The following is a 16378-nucleotide window of genomic DNA, read 5'->3' on the forward strand; positions in this document are numbered from 1 at the left end:
GCATCACACCCGCCCAGAAACTGAAGATGGTCGCGTGAATTCTACGGATGCACCCCGCTAGAAATGGGGGGATTACCCTAGCACTTCATTGCACCGGGAAAGCCGATGCAGAACGGGATATGCGAGGCCTTCAATTCGAAGATGCGCGACGAGCTCTTGAACGAAACGCTGTTCTTCGGCCTCGACCACGCCCGCAGTATCATCGCCGCCTGGGTCACCGACTACAACGCCGCCCGGCCCCATTCGGCGCTCGGCTACCAGACCCCCGCGGCCTACGCCGCCCAACTCGCCGCAATGGGCGATCGGCTCCACGAAACGGAGGCGTTCCGCCGATCGCCCATTGCTCCTTCCGCGCAAGCGGGCAATTGTCACCCGCCGGCTCTGGTTTCAGCTGGATGAGTGCCGGGGGTCACAGCAACTTCGATCTCTTCATCTGCATCCTCAATCTGCCGGCCCAATCTTAAACTGGAAAATCCCAGCCCGGATCGGTCCAGAGAACGGGAAGCAGGTCAGTCAGGACGTATGCAGACGGGAAAACGCCATAGCGGGAACTTCGGATAGCGGCGCTCGAATATAGAGACCGAACCTGATTACTTAACCGCTCGGCCCCAAGAGATTCGATAGCTTGCGGTGTTTGTCGCCAGTTTGATTTCTCGTTCGAATGTCACTCGCATCGTTCCTGACCAAGGCCTTTCGACATCAGGATCAAAGCGGAACTCCACCGGACGGCCTTCTCCATAGTCGTGGAACCGCAGTTGCTCCAGAAGCCGTGACGAGATTAGATAAGCCACACCATCTTCAATCTTCGCTCGATAAACCGGCGTACTGTTCATAGTGAACTCGTAGGAACTCGCCTGATCAGCCTCATTGGTAATGACCAAGTCTCTGGGTTTAGTTATGATGTCGCTGCCATCCGGCCATTGCCATTCGAAGAGCCACTCCGGTCTACTTGAGTCATCCATAACAAGTAGTGGGTCATAGCCCTCGGCTTTTATCAGGGCACTGCAATCGCGAACTGCCTCCCAGAACTCGTGGGGCGTCTGGCTCTCTATGTCCACAGCCTGGCTCTTCATGTCCACGGATCGCAACTTCCGAATGACATCTGACCACACGACTTCGGATACTTGATCCGACAACGTCTCCCGCCACCACTCCTCCTCATTAAGAGGGGCTTGCCCCATCTGGGGAGTAGTGTACTCTCCCTTATTCAATCCATCCACGTTAATTGAGAACTCCTCCAAGTGATCATTAGTCATAATAATTTCGTCAAAAAGATGGCGTGGAAACCCATCCTTAGAGAAAGCTTTGGATGCCGCCGCGGAGGCTAAGGCGTCAATGCGACTGTTGTCGATTTTTGCATCCAAGATTGCTTGGTCTCGATATCCATTTAAGACACTAAGCGACTGTGCGACAAACTGGCGAGCATGATCTTGCCGCGCGCCAAAAGACAGATCATCGCATTTCGGATCCACCAAAGCGGCAACCAAGTCCGAGTGACGACCGCTATCGAGTTCCTCTATAGCGGAGGCCAAAGTTGTAAGATAATCCTTTTTCCGTCTGAGAGCCTCATCTTCGCCTTGTGTAAGTAAGCGCCTTAGGGGCCCATTGACAGACGGTGGACGAGGTGTTGTGGCCATTAGCGCAATAGCTTGCGCCGGAGGAAGTGCTGAGAAAGCCAGGCCACCACCGGATGTATAAATGCGCATCGATATCTTAGGCATTTCTCCCAATCTACCGAGGCCTTCCAGTAAACGGTCAATTCTCCCTGCATAGCTGCCTTCGGAAAACTGACTGCCTGAGCCAACGATCCTAAGAGCCGAGATCAAGAAGTCTACGCCGGTGATAGCAGAATTGTCGCGCAGACCTCTGTCACCACGATCATACTGCTCGCCATGCAATAACATGCGCGCTCCCTGCTTCGCCGTGTCGCCGGTGAGAGTGTGCATCGACCAGTGTATGAATACCGCGGCAAGGACCATTGCATGGTCCCGCCAAGTATTGTGGACAATTTCCTCGAAGAGAAGGGGCGGCATGTCGGCGTCCCGGCCCGGCGTCGACTTAAAGGCGACTATTTCTTCCCAATCGCTCTGCAAGGATTCGGGAGTGAGAGCCTCGGATTGTATTCTCCTATGCCTTCCGCGACGGATCGACGCGTCGTGTAACTGCGTTTCCCAGCGCAGCATGAGATCACTGGTCCAACTCGTTGCGAGCACATCTCCAAGCCACACGGCTCTCGCAGTCATTTGCGTTGTCGAACGCAGATGAACCCATGCATTCTCAGACGTGAGCTTCAGGTCTCGCCAGCTATTGGCTTTGCTGCCACTCGGCCTCGTTGCACTCGAAATAGCCCTGAGTAGGGCCTCCCACCCGGCAACCTGCTCTCGCCAAGCGCGCGCGTAAGCCTCACCTTGGCGCGAGAGCGAAAAGGCTCTTCGATCACCGGTGCCTGAGGCGGCCTCGGCACGAGATTCTTCTACCGCCCAATCGACCATGCGATGGGATAGGTCCTCGCCCAGCTGAATGATTGGCCGAAGCGCCTCCGACGCGACTTCGCCCGAGGCTCGCGCATATATTCTATATGGAATGTAGGCCAATGGCCTTACGAACTCGGGCTCCTCAGGCAGCCGCTCAACAACGCGACGCGTAATGTCGCGGTAGGCTTCTGTCCATTGCTGCGTAAGCGAACGGCTAAACATCCCGCTTCTGGCGTCCAGCTGCGCATAGCTGAAATTGATGTCGCTGCTTTGGGCAAGCCGGTATAGGAAGATGTGAAACTCCTCCACCTCGCGAAGCTGTTCGGCAAACTCGCCCGCTCGACGCTCGTCGATTAGCTCGATTAAGTCGGCGATCAGCTCACTAAAGATCTGGTTAGTCGCGCTTATGCGCCCTTGCTCAGTTGGCTGGGTCGAAAACCGAAACGCGAGTTTGACGGCGGCACGAGAAACGGGATTTAACGGAACTGTTGCGCGAGCGAGAACTTGATCTCCCGCATAGCTCCTGCCCGGCTCAAGAGGAATCACAAGGTCTTGGACCCGTTCATCCTTTTTTTGTCGGACCTCCGACAGCCAAGCATCAACAGCTGGTTTCAGGACTCCGAAGCGCACATCTATGAGCTTCATTGTCCGTGGTAGGCGGCGTGTCACGCTCGCTTCGCCCTCCTTCCAAATACCTGTATACCAGACGCGCGCACGAACGTCGCTACTGAACGGATCGGCTTCATCTCCAGCTGGAAGATGTCCAAGTGCTGAGACATTGGTCCACTGGTTGGCAGTGACGGCCAAGGACAATTCACGTGGCCAAATTTCATTGGCAACGTAAGATCGCATTATCGGCGCACGCGTAGATGGGTGCAGAAAAGCGATTGTGCGTAGAAGAAAATATCCGAGAGCCGCAACATTCACTGCGAACCACGATATATTAAGGACCGTCACAGCTTTACTAACATGAACAAATTCATCTCCGAATGGGATTTGCAACGCGATTGACGCACATAGAAAAAGCGAGCTAACGCCTACAAACAATGCGGCAGAAGAATCGATGTAAACCGTAAGACGTGACGCAAATGAGGCGCGCCCTTGATTTAGCAGCCCCACAAACGCGATTACAAGCGGAAAGACAACGCCAATCAAGGCAGCCTGCACGGAAAATATCGCAAGGTTGACAGTCCAATAGTCGCGAACATGTTCGTTGGTGCCCGCTCTCGGATCAAGACCTTCGGAAAGTCCCAAATATCGAGAAAGAAACACTACGAGGTAGGCGCAGAAGAGAGCAATTAAGGCTAAGAGAGGGTTGCCGATAATCCACCGAATTGCGCGCAACAAAACTGGAAACCGGTGCGTGTGAAACTCATTGTTTTCGCGAAGCTGCGCTGAAACGACGCTTCGCACAGTTTTTGAAAGTGTGGGCCGAAAAAATCCTCGCATCACAGCAGCGAGCAAACGCACCTGACTTTTGATGAAAATTATTTTTTCTAGCATAGTTTCCGCGCGTTTATGGACCTCTGTGGAAGAGATCCCATATTTTTTGTGGTTTATCAAAGAATAAGTCACGACAGGTATCATCGGGCGCGTGTGCAGCTTCGATCCGGCTACCTCCGAAACGGTGCTGAGGCCGAAGTGGACATCCTCCCCCGCCGTTCGGCGGCCGGTCGGATCGTAAACCGGCGGGAGACGCGTGGCGTCGCGCCCCTGCTTTCACGCGGTCAATACACAACCTTCGACTCATGGCGCAGTAAATGCCCGCTTTAGCGCTTCTCGGCCGTTAAGCCCGGCTGCTGCGAATGGCCGCTTCCCGCCCTGTGCGTCGGTGACGATCGTTCTCGTAGTTCCAGCCCGAGGCATGATTGCCCCTTTCCCCTCCAGCCTCAGGCCACGCGAACGATCTCGGCAGTCCCGGGGGCCGAGAAGCAGTTGAAGTTGCCGGACGGCTAAAGTCGCTCGACCGTCAGGAAGACGGCGCATTCCTTCTGCAGCGCCATCAGGTTGTCGATCCCGGCGGTGATGTCGAACCGCGCCTTTAGCGGGGCCAGCGCATCGACCGTGTTGGCTTCCACAAACCGGTCATGGAAATGGCGCCGGCGGTTGCGGTCCGAAGGGTCGGGGCGCAACTGGGCAAACAGCCCCTTTCCGCCAAGCTTCCGGTTGGCCCCGTCGATCTGGTCGCGCAGCGGGAGGTCAGGAGTATTTTCAGGCTCCCACACCAGCGTCAGACGGCGCACCTGCACGCCTTGCTTCTTCAGAATCGCAAGGAAGGCCTCAAGCCGCTCGCGCTGCGGTGGGCGGGCGAGGCACCACGGGTCTTCGATGTGCATATCCACCTGCCGACCTGAAATCGCCTCGAACACGGGGCCAAAGTCGCGCGGCGTGCCAGGGCGATAGTCAAAGCGGCGGATGCGGGCATTGAAGGCGTCCAGCACGCCCTTGCGCAACGACAGCTCACGAACGTTGCTCCCGATCCAGCTTTCGGGCACGGCCCTGCGCCCGAAATGCGACACGCCCGCCAGGGGGCCCTCCAGCACCGGGGGTGATCCGGCATCGGCCCAGAACTCCTCTGCCGCGCCTTGATTCACCACCGTCAGGCGCGGTGCCGCGGCCAGCAGATCGGCGCGGGCCAGATGGACCTCGATCTGCGCGTTCCGCTCATACTCGACCAAACCATCCACCAGACGCCGGTCAAGGCCCGTGGCCTCTGCCCCGGCCATATCTGCTGTGTCCGGGATCAGGTAGTAAACCTTCCGCGTCCGATCATCGTCCAGCCAGCGGCGCAAGGCCCTCAGGCTTGCCGCCGCCTGTTCGTGCTCCTGCGCACCCCAAAGAGCCTGCGCCGCAAGAATAATCAGGCTAGCCCCCTGCAGACGCAGCCCAAGCGTTTCGGCCGCCGTATTGGCAATCGGCACCACATCCGCCGGCGCCTGCGCGGGCCGGGGCTGGGTCTTGGCCAGCACGCCTGAAAGCCAGGCCCGCACCGGGTGGCGGTTCAGCTTATCCCAGTGCTGCTGGTTGGAAAAATCGTTTAGGCAATGCGGGCAGCTTGTCTCGCAGGTTTCGCCACTCGGGCATTCCAGTATCTGCAAGGCCCGGCCGATCAGGGCGCGCGCCGAAAAGCGCGGCTCGTCATCGGCCAACAGACGGCGGCAATAGCCCGCCCCGCCCGGCACGGCATCCGAGAGGATGACCGAAGGATGCCCGGTCGGAATCTCGGCCGTGGCTCGGATGTCCCGCGGGTCGGTCTCAAGGAGGTCAGTGGCTGCCAGCCTCAGCGCCTCGGAAAGCGTGCGGACAAAACCTTCGCGCGCCTCTCGGGTTTCGCTTTCCTTCTTTCGACCGAAATCAGGCAAAGGGGTAGAAAAGCGGATTGCCCGCAGATCGGTTTCAAAGATGTGGGCCAGATCGACGGGCCAGCCCAGCTTGTCAACCGGACAGGTCTCGCCGCTGCGCGGATTATCGTGACGCTTCTGCACCTCGGCCCCATGCGCCAGATCGCGTGGGGCGGGCATGGCGAATTCGCAGCGCGGGCAACACAGGTAGCCCTTGCCCTGCGGCCCGCGGTTCACGATGAACATCTGCCCCGGCTTTTCCCCGCTGCGCGGCACAGCGGGAGCAAAGAAGCTCATCACTCCGTTCAGGTCAGAGGGACGGAAATCCTCTTCCATAGCGCGGGTCAGCAGCCGCGCTTCATCCACCGGGCGCACACGCAGGCGGGATGAACCGGGGTCGCGGCCCATGCGCCCGGTGTAGGAGGTAAGGAATCCGAAGGGTTCAATGAAGCGCGCCTTCAGCCCTTGCTGGCCCGCCCCGCATTGCGGGCAGCTTTCGTCAAAACCTTCACGGTCGTCGTGAATCTGCACATGGTTGCAAGACGGGCAGATGCGATAGTAGCCCTTTTCAGTCCAGGCATCGCCGCCGCCGATCGCAGCCTTGCGGGCAATGCCTTCGCTGGTCCAGATGCGGCCCCCCGCCACCACCTCGGCCCCAGGGGCATATTCCGCGATGGCAAGGCTGGCATCCCTGTCCAGTTGCAGCGCCCGGCCCTGATCGCCGTGCGATTTCTGATCGGTGACGATTTCCAGATGAATGGAATGAACCGGGAAGCTGTAGGTCGGGATCACGGCCGCGCGCGACATCGCCTCGACCACAAACCGGTCCAGATACAGCTTTTTGTCGCGCATCCGGGCGTTTGCGCGGTTCAGCGCCTTTTTGCCTTCCGCATCAGTCGTGGCCGCATGATGCGCGGCCATGGCCTGTTCATAGCCCTCGTGTATCCCGCGCCAGCGCCCGGCGATCACGGCGACAAAACCTTCCACCTTCTGCAGGAAATGCGCCGCCAGATCAGCCCCCCGCAGAGCGACGGAGGCCAAGGAGCCGGGCAGCGTTCCCGCCAGGGCATCGGCCGATGCCAGCGCCGTCTTGCCGGCATCCGACGCCAGCCAGGATCGCAGATCGGCCAGAAGGGCGGCTTCGCGCGCGTGGTCGAGGTTTTCGCCCAGGATGTCGCGCAACTGCGGCGCGCCTGTCTTGGTGGACCCGGCAAGGCGATGGTCCAGCCAACCGGACAGGATCATGGACACCTGATGGCGGCGGAAGAAATCGGGGTTTTCGAGGGTCAGGTAAGGGGGCGCCGGCAGCGCTTCAAGATAGGATTGCAGGTTGCGGAAACTTGACTGGTCATAACGGCTTCCCCGCGCCAACATCAGGGCAATCGGCGCAACTTGTGCCCGTCGACCGGCACGGCCCGCACGCTGCTGGTAATTCGCGATACCCGGCGGAACGTTGCGGCAGAACACGGCCTCAAGATCGCCCAGATCGACCCCCATTTCCATCGTGGTGGTGCAGCTAAGCAGGTTCACCTCACCCCGCCGGAAGCGCTCCTCGATCTCGGCCCTTTCCGATACGCCGATGGCGGCGGTATGTTCGCGGGCGATCGCGCTTTGCGGTCGCGCGCGATAGCGCTCAAGATAGTGGTTCGAACGTTCCGCGACTGCGCGCGCCTCGCGCGAAACCTTCTCGACCTCGCCGGTGCAGCGCCAGGCTGTGCATTGGCCCTCCAGATCAACATGCGCTACCGCCCCGCAACTGCGGCAGCGATACAGGCTGCCTGCAGGCGCCGAAACCATCCGCAGCGCCGCCAGATTCAGCACATGACCATGGCCGCCCGGTTTCAGAAGGCCCGCGCCAGGCCGCGTGGCCGCCTGCCAAAAGGCGCGCATCGCCGTGCCGATCTGATCGGGCGAAAAACCCAGCTTCTGGCCCAGAAGCCAGCTGATCCGGTTCTGCGCACTTGGCGCAGGCATCAGCGTGTGCAACCGGCGCGACGCTTTCACCCGGACTTCGGCCCAAGAAATGTCACCGCTGGCCTTGCTCTCGCCCCAAAGGGTTTCATCCGTCAGGTCAATCACCCCACCCAGATCGTTAATGGCGCGGGAATAGCGGATCTGATCCAGCAGGAACCGCACCAGCGGCGCGGCAAGCCGCTGTCGGCCTTCGGGAAGTGCCTGGGCAACGCTGCGCACCACCTGATCCTCGCCGTGATACTGCACCTCCATCAGGCCTAGCGTTTCCAGCGAAAGCCGCAGCGCGCCGTCGCACAATTCGCCTGCAATCAGCGCAAGAAGCCTGTCCTTCACTACGGTGTTGCCCAAGGGCTCGGGGTTGCGCCGGTCGTAAAGACGGAAACCCTCGCGCCGCAGGGCCCGCCATACCCCCTCCTTCAGCCCCTCCAGATCCAGCTTCTCGTCCTCGGCCCGCTTCAGCGCATCGACCATCGCCGCGCGCAGGGCCTGATCCCTCGCCGTGCGTTCGAAGAAGGGCGCAAAGAACGCCGCATCCTGCCGGTTGTCGGCAAAGACCAGCAAGTTGCGCCCCTTCATCGGAGCGTCCGACTCTCGGTTGGCCGGCGGTGGCAGTGCTTCGATCAGCGTCTGTGCGGCAACGGCAGCCAGCGCATCGTCACCGGGGTTGATCGCCGTCACTGGCTCGGCATGGCGCCCGCCTCTGTGCCCGCAGGAGAGGCAGCGTTTCACATAGCTCCGCCGCTCCTCGGAGTCCTGCACCATCTCGGCCTCTTGCAGCCCTAGAAGACCGTCGCCCGGCCCATCGATCAGGTCACCGGTCAGCGGATCGAACCAGAACAGGTCCACCTCCTCGGCCCCGGCCGCCTCGACTTCCTCGGCATCATCCTCAAAGGCGCTCTGGCCCGCCCCGACAAGCCGCAACACGCGGCGTGTGCCCCGCTGCGCCAGATCGGGCCGGGGATGCAGGGCGTGGCCATCATCCCAACCCTCGACATAGGGTTCGCCGCAGTTGCGGCAGACCAGGAGCGGATAGGCCGGAACTCCCCCAACGTGCGTTCCGGCACGGCTCACCACCGGCGGCCCATCCCAGTGTTCGGGAGTTTCTGCCGAAAGCGTCAGGGCTAGGCCTTCCACGCCAGAGGCCGCCAGATGGTAGCGCGCCGGCAATAGCGGAAAGGCCCCTGTCATCGACGGCTTGGCCAAAACACCGGCAGCAATCAGCGCGGTCAGCGCCTGGCGGGCAAGCCCCGGAGCATCGCCGAAGACCTGCCGCGCCAACCCGTCAAACGGCAGCGACCGGCCCATCAAAGCCTTAGCCACCAGCCGCACCTCGGCAAGCCCCGAGAGCGCGCGGATCAGCGCCTCGCCCAGGTGGGGGCCTTCCAGCCGCAGCGCCTCGATCCCCGCCGCCTCCATGGCGGCGTTCCATTCGTCCACCTGATGTTCGGCGCTCTCATCGGAAAAGACGTTCGCGGCGCGGAGGTCTGCAATCACCTCTCCGATCTGCACCCAAACCTGCGGGTCAATCCACTGCGCCGCTTCGCCTTCGGTCAGCCGCGGATGCAGTCGCCGCTCCGAGGTGATGACCGCGGCATCCCCGCTGGGAAAAGGTTCGCCAAACAGGTTCTCGGCAAAGCGCGCCAGTTCATCCCGCCGGGCTGGATCAAGGCTGGCCGATGTACCAACGCAACGCAGCCGCCCCGGTGCCAAACCCAGCCTGGTTTTCAGCTTGCGCAGCAGGAAGGCCACCTCGATGGCCTGCGCCCCGGTATAGGTGTGCACTTCGTCCAGCACGATCCATTTCAGGTCGGCACCTTCCAGAAGCCGGCGGTTGCGCGGTAGAAGCAGGATGTGCTCCAGCATGGCATAGTTGGTGATCAAAATATGCGGCGGGCTGTCCAGCATCTCTTGCCGCGACAGAAGCCAGTTTGCGGGAACACGCGTGGCATCGGGAAAGTTCGCCTGGAACGACGGGCTTTGAACCAAATCGTTTTCCACATCACTGCGCATCTCATTCGATCGGACCTGCCCCGTGTAACGGCCCAGCGTGATCCCGGGATCCTTCAGATCGGAAAACAGCAGTCGCGAGATCCGGTGCATCTGGTCATTGGCCAGCGCGTTTAGCGGATAGACCAGAATGGCCCGAACCCCTGGCCGCGTTAGATCGGGATCGCGCAGCAGGCCGTCCACCAATGGAAAAAGAAAGGATTCCGTCTTGCCCGACCCCGTGCCGGTGGCCACCAGATAGTTTTCTTCAAGCCCGATGGCCGCAGCCTGATGCAGATGCAGCGGCCGGTCCATCAGGGCACGCCCACTGTCGCTGCGATCCAGCGCAGTCCAGCCCATGTGCATCCGCCCATCCTTTACCATTTGGCGGATCGATGCACCCTTTTCAAAGTCCGGCAGGCTTTCGACAAAGGGGCCTTTCACCAGATCGGCCGCTGCGATCGTTGCCGCCACGCGCTGTGACAAGAGCGGCGCCCTAGCTGCCGAAACCCCCGCCGCGGTCGAGGTATAGCGGGCAAGCGTTTCACGCAGCCGATCCTTGAAAAGAAGCGGGTCGAGTTCATGGGTCATGGGCGTACCTTGGCCAATTGCCAGACAAGCAGAAAATAATAGAACAACTCGGGCGCCAGTCGCAGCAGGAACCCGATGGATGCCCGCACGTCGGCCTCTCGCCAGTTCAGGGTCCTGGCGAGCGCCTCGATGAACTGGCCGGCCAATCCGGTCCGGCTGGCACGGGCAAATTCGGACAGCGTGGCCGCAACGGCCAGATCGATCCCGGGGGGCCTGTCGTCTTCGGGCCGCCGCTTTGCCATGGGCGGGCGCCGTTCGGGCGGGCATTGAGCCAGCACGTGAACGACAAGGGTCGACAAGGCTTCTGCGCGCCGGCTGTTGCCACCGCCCACGTTCTGTGGGTCGAACAGCACATTGGCCGCCTCGAACCGCTCCAGCATCCGCAGCTGTGCCGCCCGCAGATGGGCTGGGCCTAGGATCGGTGTGCCATGCCAGAACCACCCTGCGCCGACATCCGTATCCAGCGGGGCAAACAGCGTGAAGAAGCGTTCGGCCTGAAAGCCAGCCAGCAACGTATCGGCGTTTCGCTCGGCTTGCGCGGCATTCGCAAAGGCCATCAGCGCCTGTGCATGCAAAAGACCCTCGCGCAAGCGTTCGCGCGACAGGGCACCCAGTCTGGCCCCTGCCCTCAGCCCATCATCGGCCTGATCGGCCAAGGCATCGAACGCAGCCGGAGGGGCGGAGTACAGCCCCGGGTCGATTTCCAAAGGGTGCACCATCGGCACCCAGCTTGGCGAAGTTTCTCCCGGCGCCGGCAGAAGTGCCGCCCGCATCAGAAGCCCAGCCGCAAGGGGCAGGCCTGCCATCACGCCCCCAAGCTTGCGCCAGCGCGGCAAGAGACTGCGCTCCAGACCATGGTCCAGCCAGCAGTCCACCGCATAGCAATCCGAAAGCCAGCGGCAAAGCGTCTCGAACCGGGTCTGGATGAAGTCAATCGGCGCATCCGGCAGGCTGTGCGATGCGACCAATGGCACGGCATAGGTATCGCCCCTTCCGTTCCGCAAAGGGCGCCATCCATGATCCGAGTCCGCGCTATCCGGTCGAACAAAAACGCGCCCTATCATCAATCCCTGACTGGCCGGCTGCTGCGCGATGGTCAGCGCCACCTCGCGGGCGTCATTGCCGGAAAGTTCGGCACTCAGCCACTCGGGCGCCGCCTGGCGCACGGGCCGCCTCCCCAAGGCGATCTCGTGAAAGCTGCGCTTTCCCATCTCGTCCTCGACTTCTACAGCAACAGCATCGATGGCCGTGCCAATGGCAAAGGTGGCCTGCACCCCCACTCGCACCGGTCGCAGGTCAAACCGTGTCGGCTGAAGCGCGTCCACGATCTCGAACAGCACCACCTCAGCGCCGTTCGACCGACGCAACACAACCGCGGCGTTCTGTCCAACAAGCTCTGAAATCGCTATGTTGCGGGTCATCCCCAACGCAAAGGGCTGGGCTTCGAGCCGCGCCCCAACCCGCAAGGCCGCCCCGCGATCGGGGCACCGGATCGACACATGGCCGAACCTATCTTCCGCACCCACGCCAATGCGGGCCCCTAGAGGCACCGGGCTGGCCACACCATCGGACCGGAGGCGCTGCAGACTGATGTCGGGCCAAGCGAAGCGGAACGACACGACCTCGCCTTCGATCCCGAAGGCGGCCGTCGCATGGGCGTAGTCACCCTTGGGATCAAGCTGCAAGCCGCGTTCAAAAGTCGTGACATGCCGGGAATGCGAAGGCAGAAAGTTCGTTGGCGCTGCGGAGCAGATCAGGTCCAGCCCCCGCGCTGCTTCAAACCCAGGCCAGACAAACGCGCCAAAGGTGATGCCGGCTGACCGCGCTTCCCTGTCGGGCGCCAGAAGCTCCAGCCGAAGTCGCGCCGGTCCCGGGGGCAGGCCGGGCGGCAGGCAATCGGCCAAAGCGCATTCGCCATGGCCCTCCGTCACGGCCACGTCAATCACCGTTTCTACGCCAGCCACGCAAAGGCGCAGGCGCCGCGTTTCGGTGGTCTGCAACCCGGTTTCGACCCTGACCACTGCGTCCGATCCGAACAGCCGCCCCTGCAGGCCGATGGCGATCTCTGCCCCCATCAGTCCCAGACGGCGGCGCGGCCGGATCGCCAGCGCCAAGCTCTGCTCGCCGATCCGCAGCACTTTCGGCCTCTGGTCCAGCGCTACGCACTGCAGGAAACAGCCGTCGCCAAGGGGCAAGGCCTCCAGATTGTCCAGCGTAAAGGGGCGCCGTGCTGCAACCAGTGCCTCGGATGTATCCAGTATCAGATCGCGAGGGCCATTGGCCGCACCTTCCCACAAGAGCTGGCCAACCGTCAGGTCGAACACCGCAAAGCGGCCGTCATCGGCTAGAAAATCCAGCGCAAAGGGCATCCCGTCGATCTGCCCAGCCAACCGCTTGGGCCATGGTTGCTCCAGCGCCCAATCCTCGCCCCCTTTCAGTCGCCGAGGCCGAGCTTCGTCATCCATCTGCACGGCGATCCGCCCATTTGCGCGGGGCAGCCGCAAGGCCAGCCCATCGGTGCCCCAGACCAGCCGCGGACGGGGCGGAAGGGCCGCGGTTACACCTCGCCGCGCGCGCTCGTTTCCGGCCCGGGCAAAGCATTCAGCAAAGAAGCTTTCGAACGGGCTTTGGGCCACAAACCCGGTCGGGTTCGCCGCAACCCTCGCATATAGCCGGGCATGCCAGGCCGTTTCATCCCAAAGGATCGCCCGCCGCGGCGTAATGACCGTAGGGTGCAGGAATTCCAGCGCATCATCCTCCCACCGGTTCAGCAAGGTCGAGGATTCTACTGGCGGCGCCCCGAACAGGTCATGCTGGCGCTGAAACGCCTCGATCAGCTGCTGCACATGTGCCCGCGGCACCCCCGCATGCAGAAGATAAAGGTCCACCATCCGGTCCAGACCTCGACTGGGCAAACCCAGCTTGTCGCAAAGGGCCAAAAAGCTCCGATGCAGGACTTCTCTCACCGCTGGCGTTTCAAGCCGCACGCCAAGCACATCTTCCAGATGCGCGTAGATGCGCAGGTCATTGCCGCCGTAACTGTCATTAAGCGCATGGGTCACCGCCCACCCCGCCAAGTATCCATGCGCATGGAACAGTTCCGGAATTGCTTGCGCCCTGCCCCTCAGAAAGGTGCGCACCCGCGAAATGGCATCCTTTCGCAATTTGTCGCTCAGGGACAGCAAACCAAGGAACGGGGGGGCTTCGGCACGTTTGAGTTGCCCATAAAGAAGAAAGTCGGAGATTCTGCAGGTCACAAAATATCCTCAAAAAAATTCACGTATATCATATCGTTGCGCAGAATCTTCTTAACTTCAAGAAATGATTTGCCGCCTTATTCTTCGCCCTCTGAATCAACTGCCTCCTGAAGTAGTTCGCCATCGAAACTCTCTTCAGAACGTAATTCAACCTCCGCGGGTTTTGGCGTGAGCGGTGATCAGCGAGGCACATGATGCGATGGTGTCGCTGTTCTGCCTTGTAATCGAAAGACCGCTTTAGCGTTCTGTTGCAGGTGCGATGTTGCGACCTAACCAGACGGCTTTCCGCCCTGTTACGTCGGCGGCGCTTCAAAGCATGCGATACACGGATCGGCTATGTTGAGCGCCGAGGGAGCAGGTAGGTATTAGGTTCCTTCTGGGCGCTCTTTCGAGTGCTTGGGGCTGGCCTTCCGGCCGGTTGTGAGGACGGTGATGCGCCTCCGTCTAGTGCAGATACAGGCTTATTTTCTCGCGTCGGTTCGGGATTGGACCGGGCTGGACCCGCGAACGGAAGGGCAGTTGATCGACACTGCGGCGGCTGGGAATCGGGGCGCGCGCGGGCGAACATGCAGCTTGAGGTTATCGGCTAGATCGTGCGGAGGGCTCCGTGACCCCCGCCGTTCACTGGCAGGCCAGCCGGGATGGGCTGGCGATCTACCGGGGCGACGAACTGGTCGCGGCGATTCCCTTCTCTGCCCTCGGGCGCCTGCTCTACGATCTGGCGGCGGTGATGCGGGGCTGATTCCCGGTTGTTTTTTTGGTACCATTCCTCCTACCCTCAACGCGCCCAAAGGTGGTGCGTTTTTTGGTGCTCATTTTGCTGCTCATTTTGCTACTCAAGCACCCCGTAGCGCGTTGATTTCGCATGATTAAAAAAATCGCCTGTCGGACTGTCCCTCCGCCACTCCTTCCCTGCATCGCTTTGATTTCCCTTGATAAATCGGCCCTGCAAATTTTTCCTTCCCCCAGAAATTCCCCCACAATCGCTTAGATGCCCCCGGAACAAGCCGGAACATGCAGGCCCAGAGCCGGAACCGTTAGCGGATCATGCCGCCGTCTAGATCAGCCTATTTTATTCGCGCGTTCGCCTGGGCACGGGGCGGAAAATCAAAAGCCGGGGGTTTAATCTCTGCGTGCGGGAATGCGCCGGTTGCCGGGGCAGGTCGCCCCGGACTTTCACCCCCCCCCGCCTCGCGCGCGCGTGAAAATCTGTGTTTGCGTTTGCCGTGAAGGATGCACGCCGGTTCCGATGCCGCGCAGCCAGACTTCGCACCGCCCCCCTTGGGTCCTTCCAAGGGTCCATCTTATGAGGGTCGGCAAAGCTCGACGTGTTTCCAGGGCCAGAGCCTCCTAGAGGGTTGAAGGTTTACACCCAGCGCCTGCCGCTTGCGCTTCGCTCGCTTCCGACAGGCTTCGCGGCAATAGACTGCATCGGCGCGCCGAGTCAGCGGCACATGCCCGCCGCACTCGGGGCAGGTCCAGCCGTCGCGGGTCAGCTTCCACAGCACGGCCGTGGCGCGGGCCAGCCGGTGCCGCCTGTTGCCCTGGGCGAGAAAGCCGCTTGTCGGCCAGACTTCGGCCTGCACAATCGGCCTGCCGTCGTGGGATTCGTCATAGCTGATTCCGAACGGGTCAGGGGCAGGCATGACTTGATTTCCCTGATTGTTTTTCAAGGGCCAGAGCCGGGTTACGGCGTTGGCGGGAAAGCCTATGGGGATTTTAACCTATCTCGGCCCGAAAATCCCGAAAGCCACGCCCTTGCGGTGCTGTGGTGGCCCGTCCGGTTGTTCTGTGACTATCGTGGGCGTGTGATGCGGGCGCCAGTCACTGAAATGCCGCTGAGGATGCCAAAAGGCCCTCATCTGGCGACAGGTTTCTAACAGGCCGCTGAAGAAGCCGGCTGTGCAGAACGGTTTCCTTTCGGCGCAACTGTCCGGGTTTGGCTTCAGGCGCCTTGGCGCAGGAAGCATGCCGGTTTGACGCGGTTTGCCATCGTCATGCGGACAGAAGCCGGGGTAGTCGGGCGAGGTTGTTGACGGCCATCGTCAAGATGAAGCGGGAGCGCACCCGTTCGAGGCCGCGATAGACGGTCTGTGCCATGCCGCCGACGGTCTTGGCCCAGCCGAAAGCCTCTTCGATCCGTTTGCGGTGCTTGATCGACAGGGCATATCCCTTGTGCCGGGTGGTTCTGGCGTCGATTGCTGAATATCTGGATTTCTGCGCGACATGCGGGGTGACACAGGCTTGCCTGAGATCAGCGACGAACTCGGCCGTGTCGAAGCCCTTGTCCGCACCCAGCGTCAACTGTCGGGTCGACCCCGGGGAATGGCGATGGATCATGTCCAGCGCGGCGCGCCGTTCCGCATGACCGTCGGCCTGCGTCAGATCGCCCTGCACGATCAAACCGAAGCGGTTTTCCATCAGCGCATGCCCCATGAAGCAGAGCATGGCGCCGGTGCCGGGAGACTTTTTGTAGAGCCGTGCATCCAGGTCGGTAGTCGAGGCATGGGTGGCATTGGACCGCTTCTCGCCGCGGAAGTCGACTTCGGCATTGCGGTTCTGGCGGCTGGAACGGGGCATCGGAGCGGTCTCGGAAACGGTTGGTTCGGGGTGATCTTTGGCGGTAGCGTCGGGTCCGGGTGGGCTGCCGGCATCATCGTCGGGTGGCGTGTCGGAGCCCTTCGGCTGGAAGCTCTTCATCGAGGCCCAGGCCTTCACCAGCGTGCCGTCGACCGAGAAGTGATCATCCGACAGA

7 protein-coding genes and 1 pseudogene are annotated in these 16378 nt (G+C 61.4%); 3 read left to right on the forward strand and 5 right to left on the reverse strand.

Going from position 1 to position 16378, the window contains the following annotated elements; translation table 11 throughout:
* Positions 1–81: 81 nt before the first annotated feature.
* A pseudogene (locus tag MXB90_RS16585) lies at positions 82–399 on the forward strand (integrase core domain-containing protein); the annotation flags it as partial.
* A gap of 191 nt (positions 400–590) precedes the next feature.
* On the opposite strand, the gene MXB90_RS16590 reads toward MXB90_RS16585, so the two are convergent.
* The 3 genes from MXB90_RS16590 to MXB90_RS16600 all read right to left on the reverse strand — a co-directional run bounded on the left by MXB90_RS16590 (position 591) and on the right by MXB90_RS16600 (position 12690).
* Complete coding sequence (locus MXB90_RS16590) at positions 591–4061, reverse strand: hypothetical protein (RefSeq protein ID WP_250046538.1); 3471 nt, start codon at positions 4059–4061, stop codon at positions 591–593.
* Positions 4062–4426: 365 nt separating this feature from the next.
* The gene (locus tag MXB90_RS16595; RefSeq protein WP_250046539.1) at positions 4427–10366 is read right to left on the reverse strand and encodes a DEAD/DEAH box helicase; all 5940 of its coding nucleotides are present in this window, start codon (positions 10364–10366) and stop codon (positions 4427–4429) included.
* Entirely contained in the window at positions 10363–12690 is a 2328-nt protein-coding gene (locus MXB90_RS16600; RefSeq protein WP_250046540.1) for a hypothetical protein, read from the reverse strand. The genes MXB90_RS16595 and MXB90_RS16600 overlap by 4 nt, the downstream gene beginning before the upstream one ends.
* A 408-nt stretch (positions 12691–13098) precedes the next feature.
* On the opposite strand from MXB90_RS16600, the gene MXB90_RS16605 reads away from it, so the two are divergent.
* Together MXB90_RS16605 and MXB90_RS17765 are read left to right on the forward strand one after the other, a co-directional pair.
* Positions 13099–13734: a polyadenylate binding domain-containing protein gene (locus MXB90_RS16605; protein ID WP_250046541.1), complete on the forward strand. Its 636-nt coding sequence runs from the start codon at positions 13099–13101 to the stop codon at positions 13732–13734.
* Positions 13735–14230: 496 nt separating this feature from the next.
* Positions 14231–14365 carry a hypothetical protein gene (locus tag MXB90_RS17765; protein ID WP_284040871.1) on the forward strand — a complete coding sequence of 45 codons (135 nt, stop codon included), beginning with the start codon at positions 14231–14233 and terminating at the stop codon, positions 14363–14365.
* 562 nt (positions 14366–14927) lie between these two features.
* On the opposite strand, the gene MXB90_RS16610 is transcribed toward MXB90_RS17765, so the two are convergent.
* Positions 14928–15269 (reverse strand): hypothetical protein, encoded by a 342-nt coding sequence (locus MXB90_RS16610; protein WP_250046542.1) that lies wholly within the window; start codon positions 15267–15269, stop codon positions 14928–14930.
* Positions 15270–15618: 349 nt separating this feature from the next.
* Positions 15619–16378, reverse strand: a 760-nt coding sequence (locus MXB90_RS16615) for an IS5 family transposase (protein WP_250046543.1), incomplete at its 5' end; no start/stop codon positions are given.

The sequence above is a fragment of the Phaeovulum molybdatiresistens genome, assembly GCF_023544865.1.
GTDB lineage: Bacteria > Pseudomonadota > Alphaproteobacteria > Rhodobacterales > Rhodobacteraceae > Pontitalea.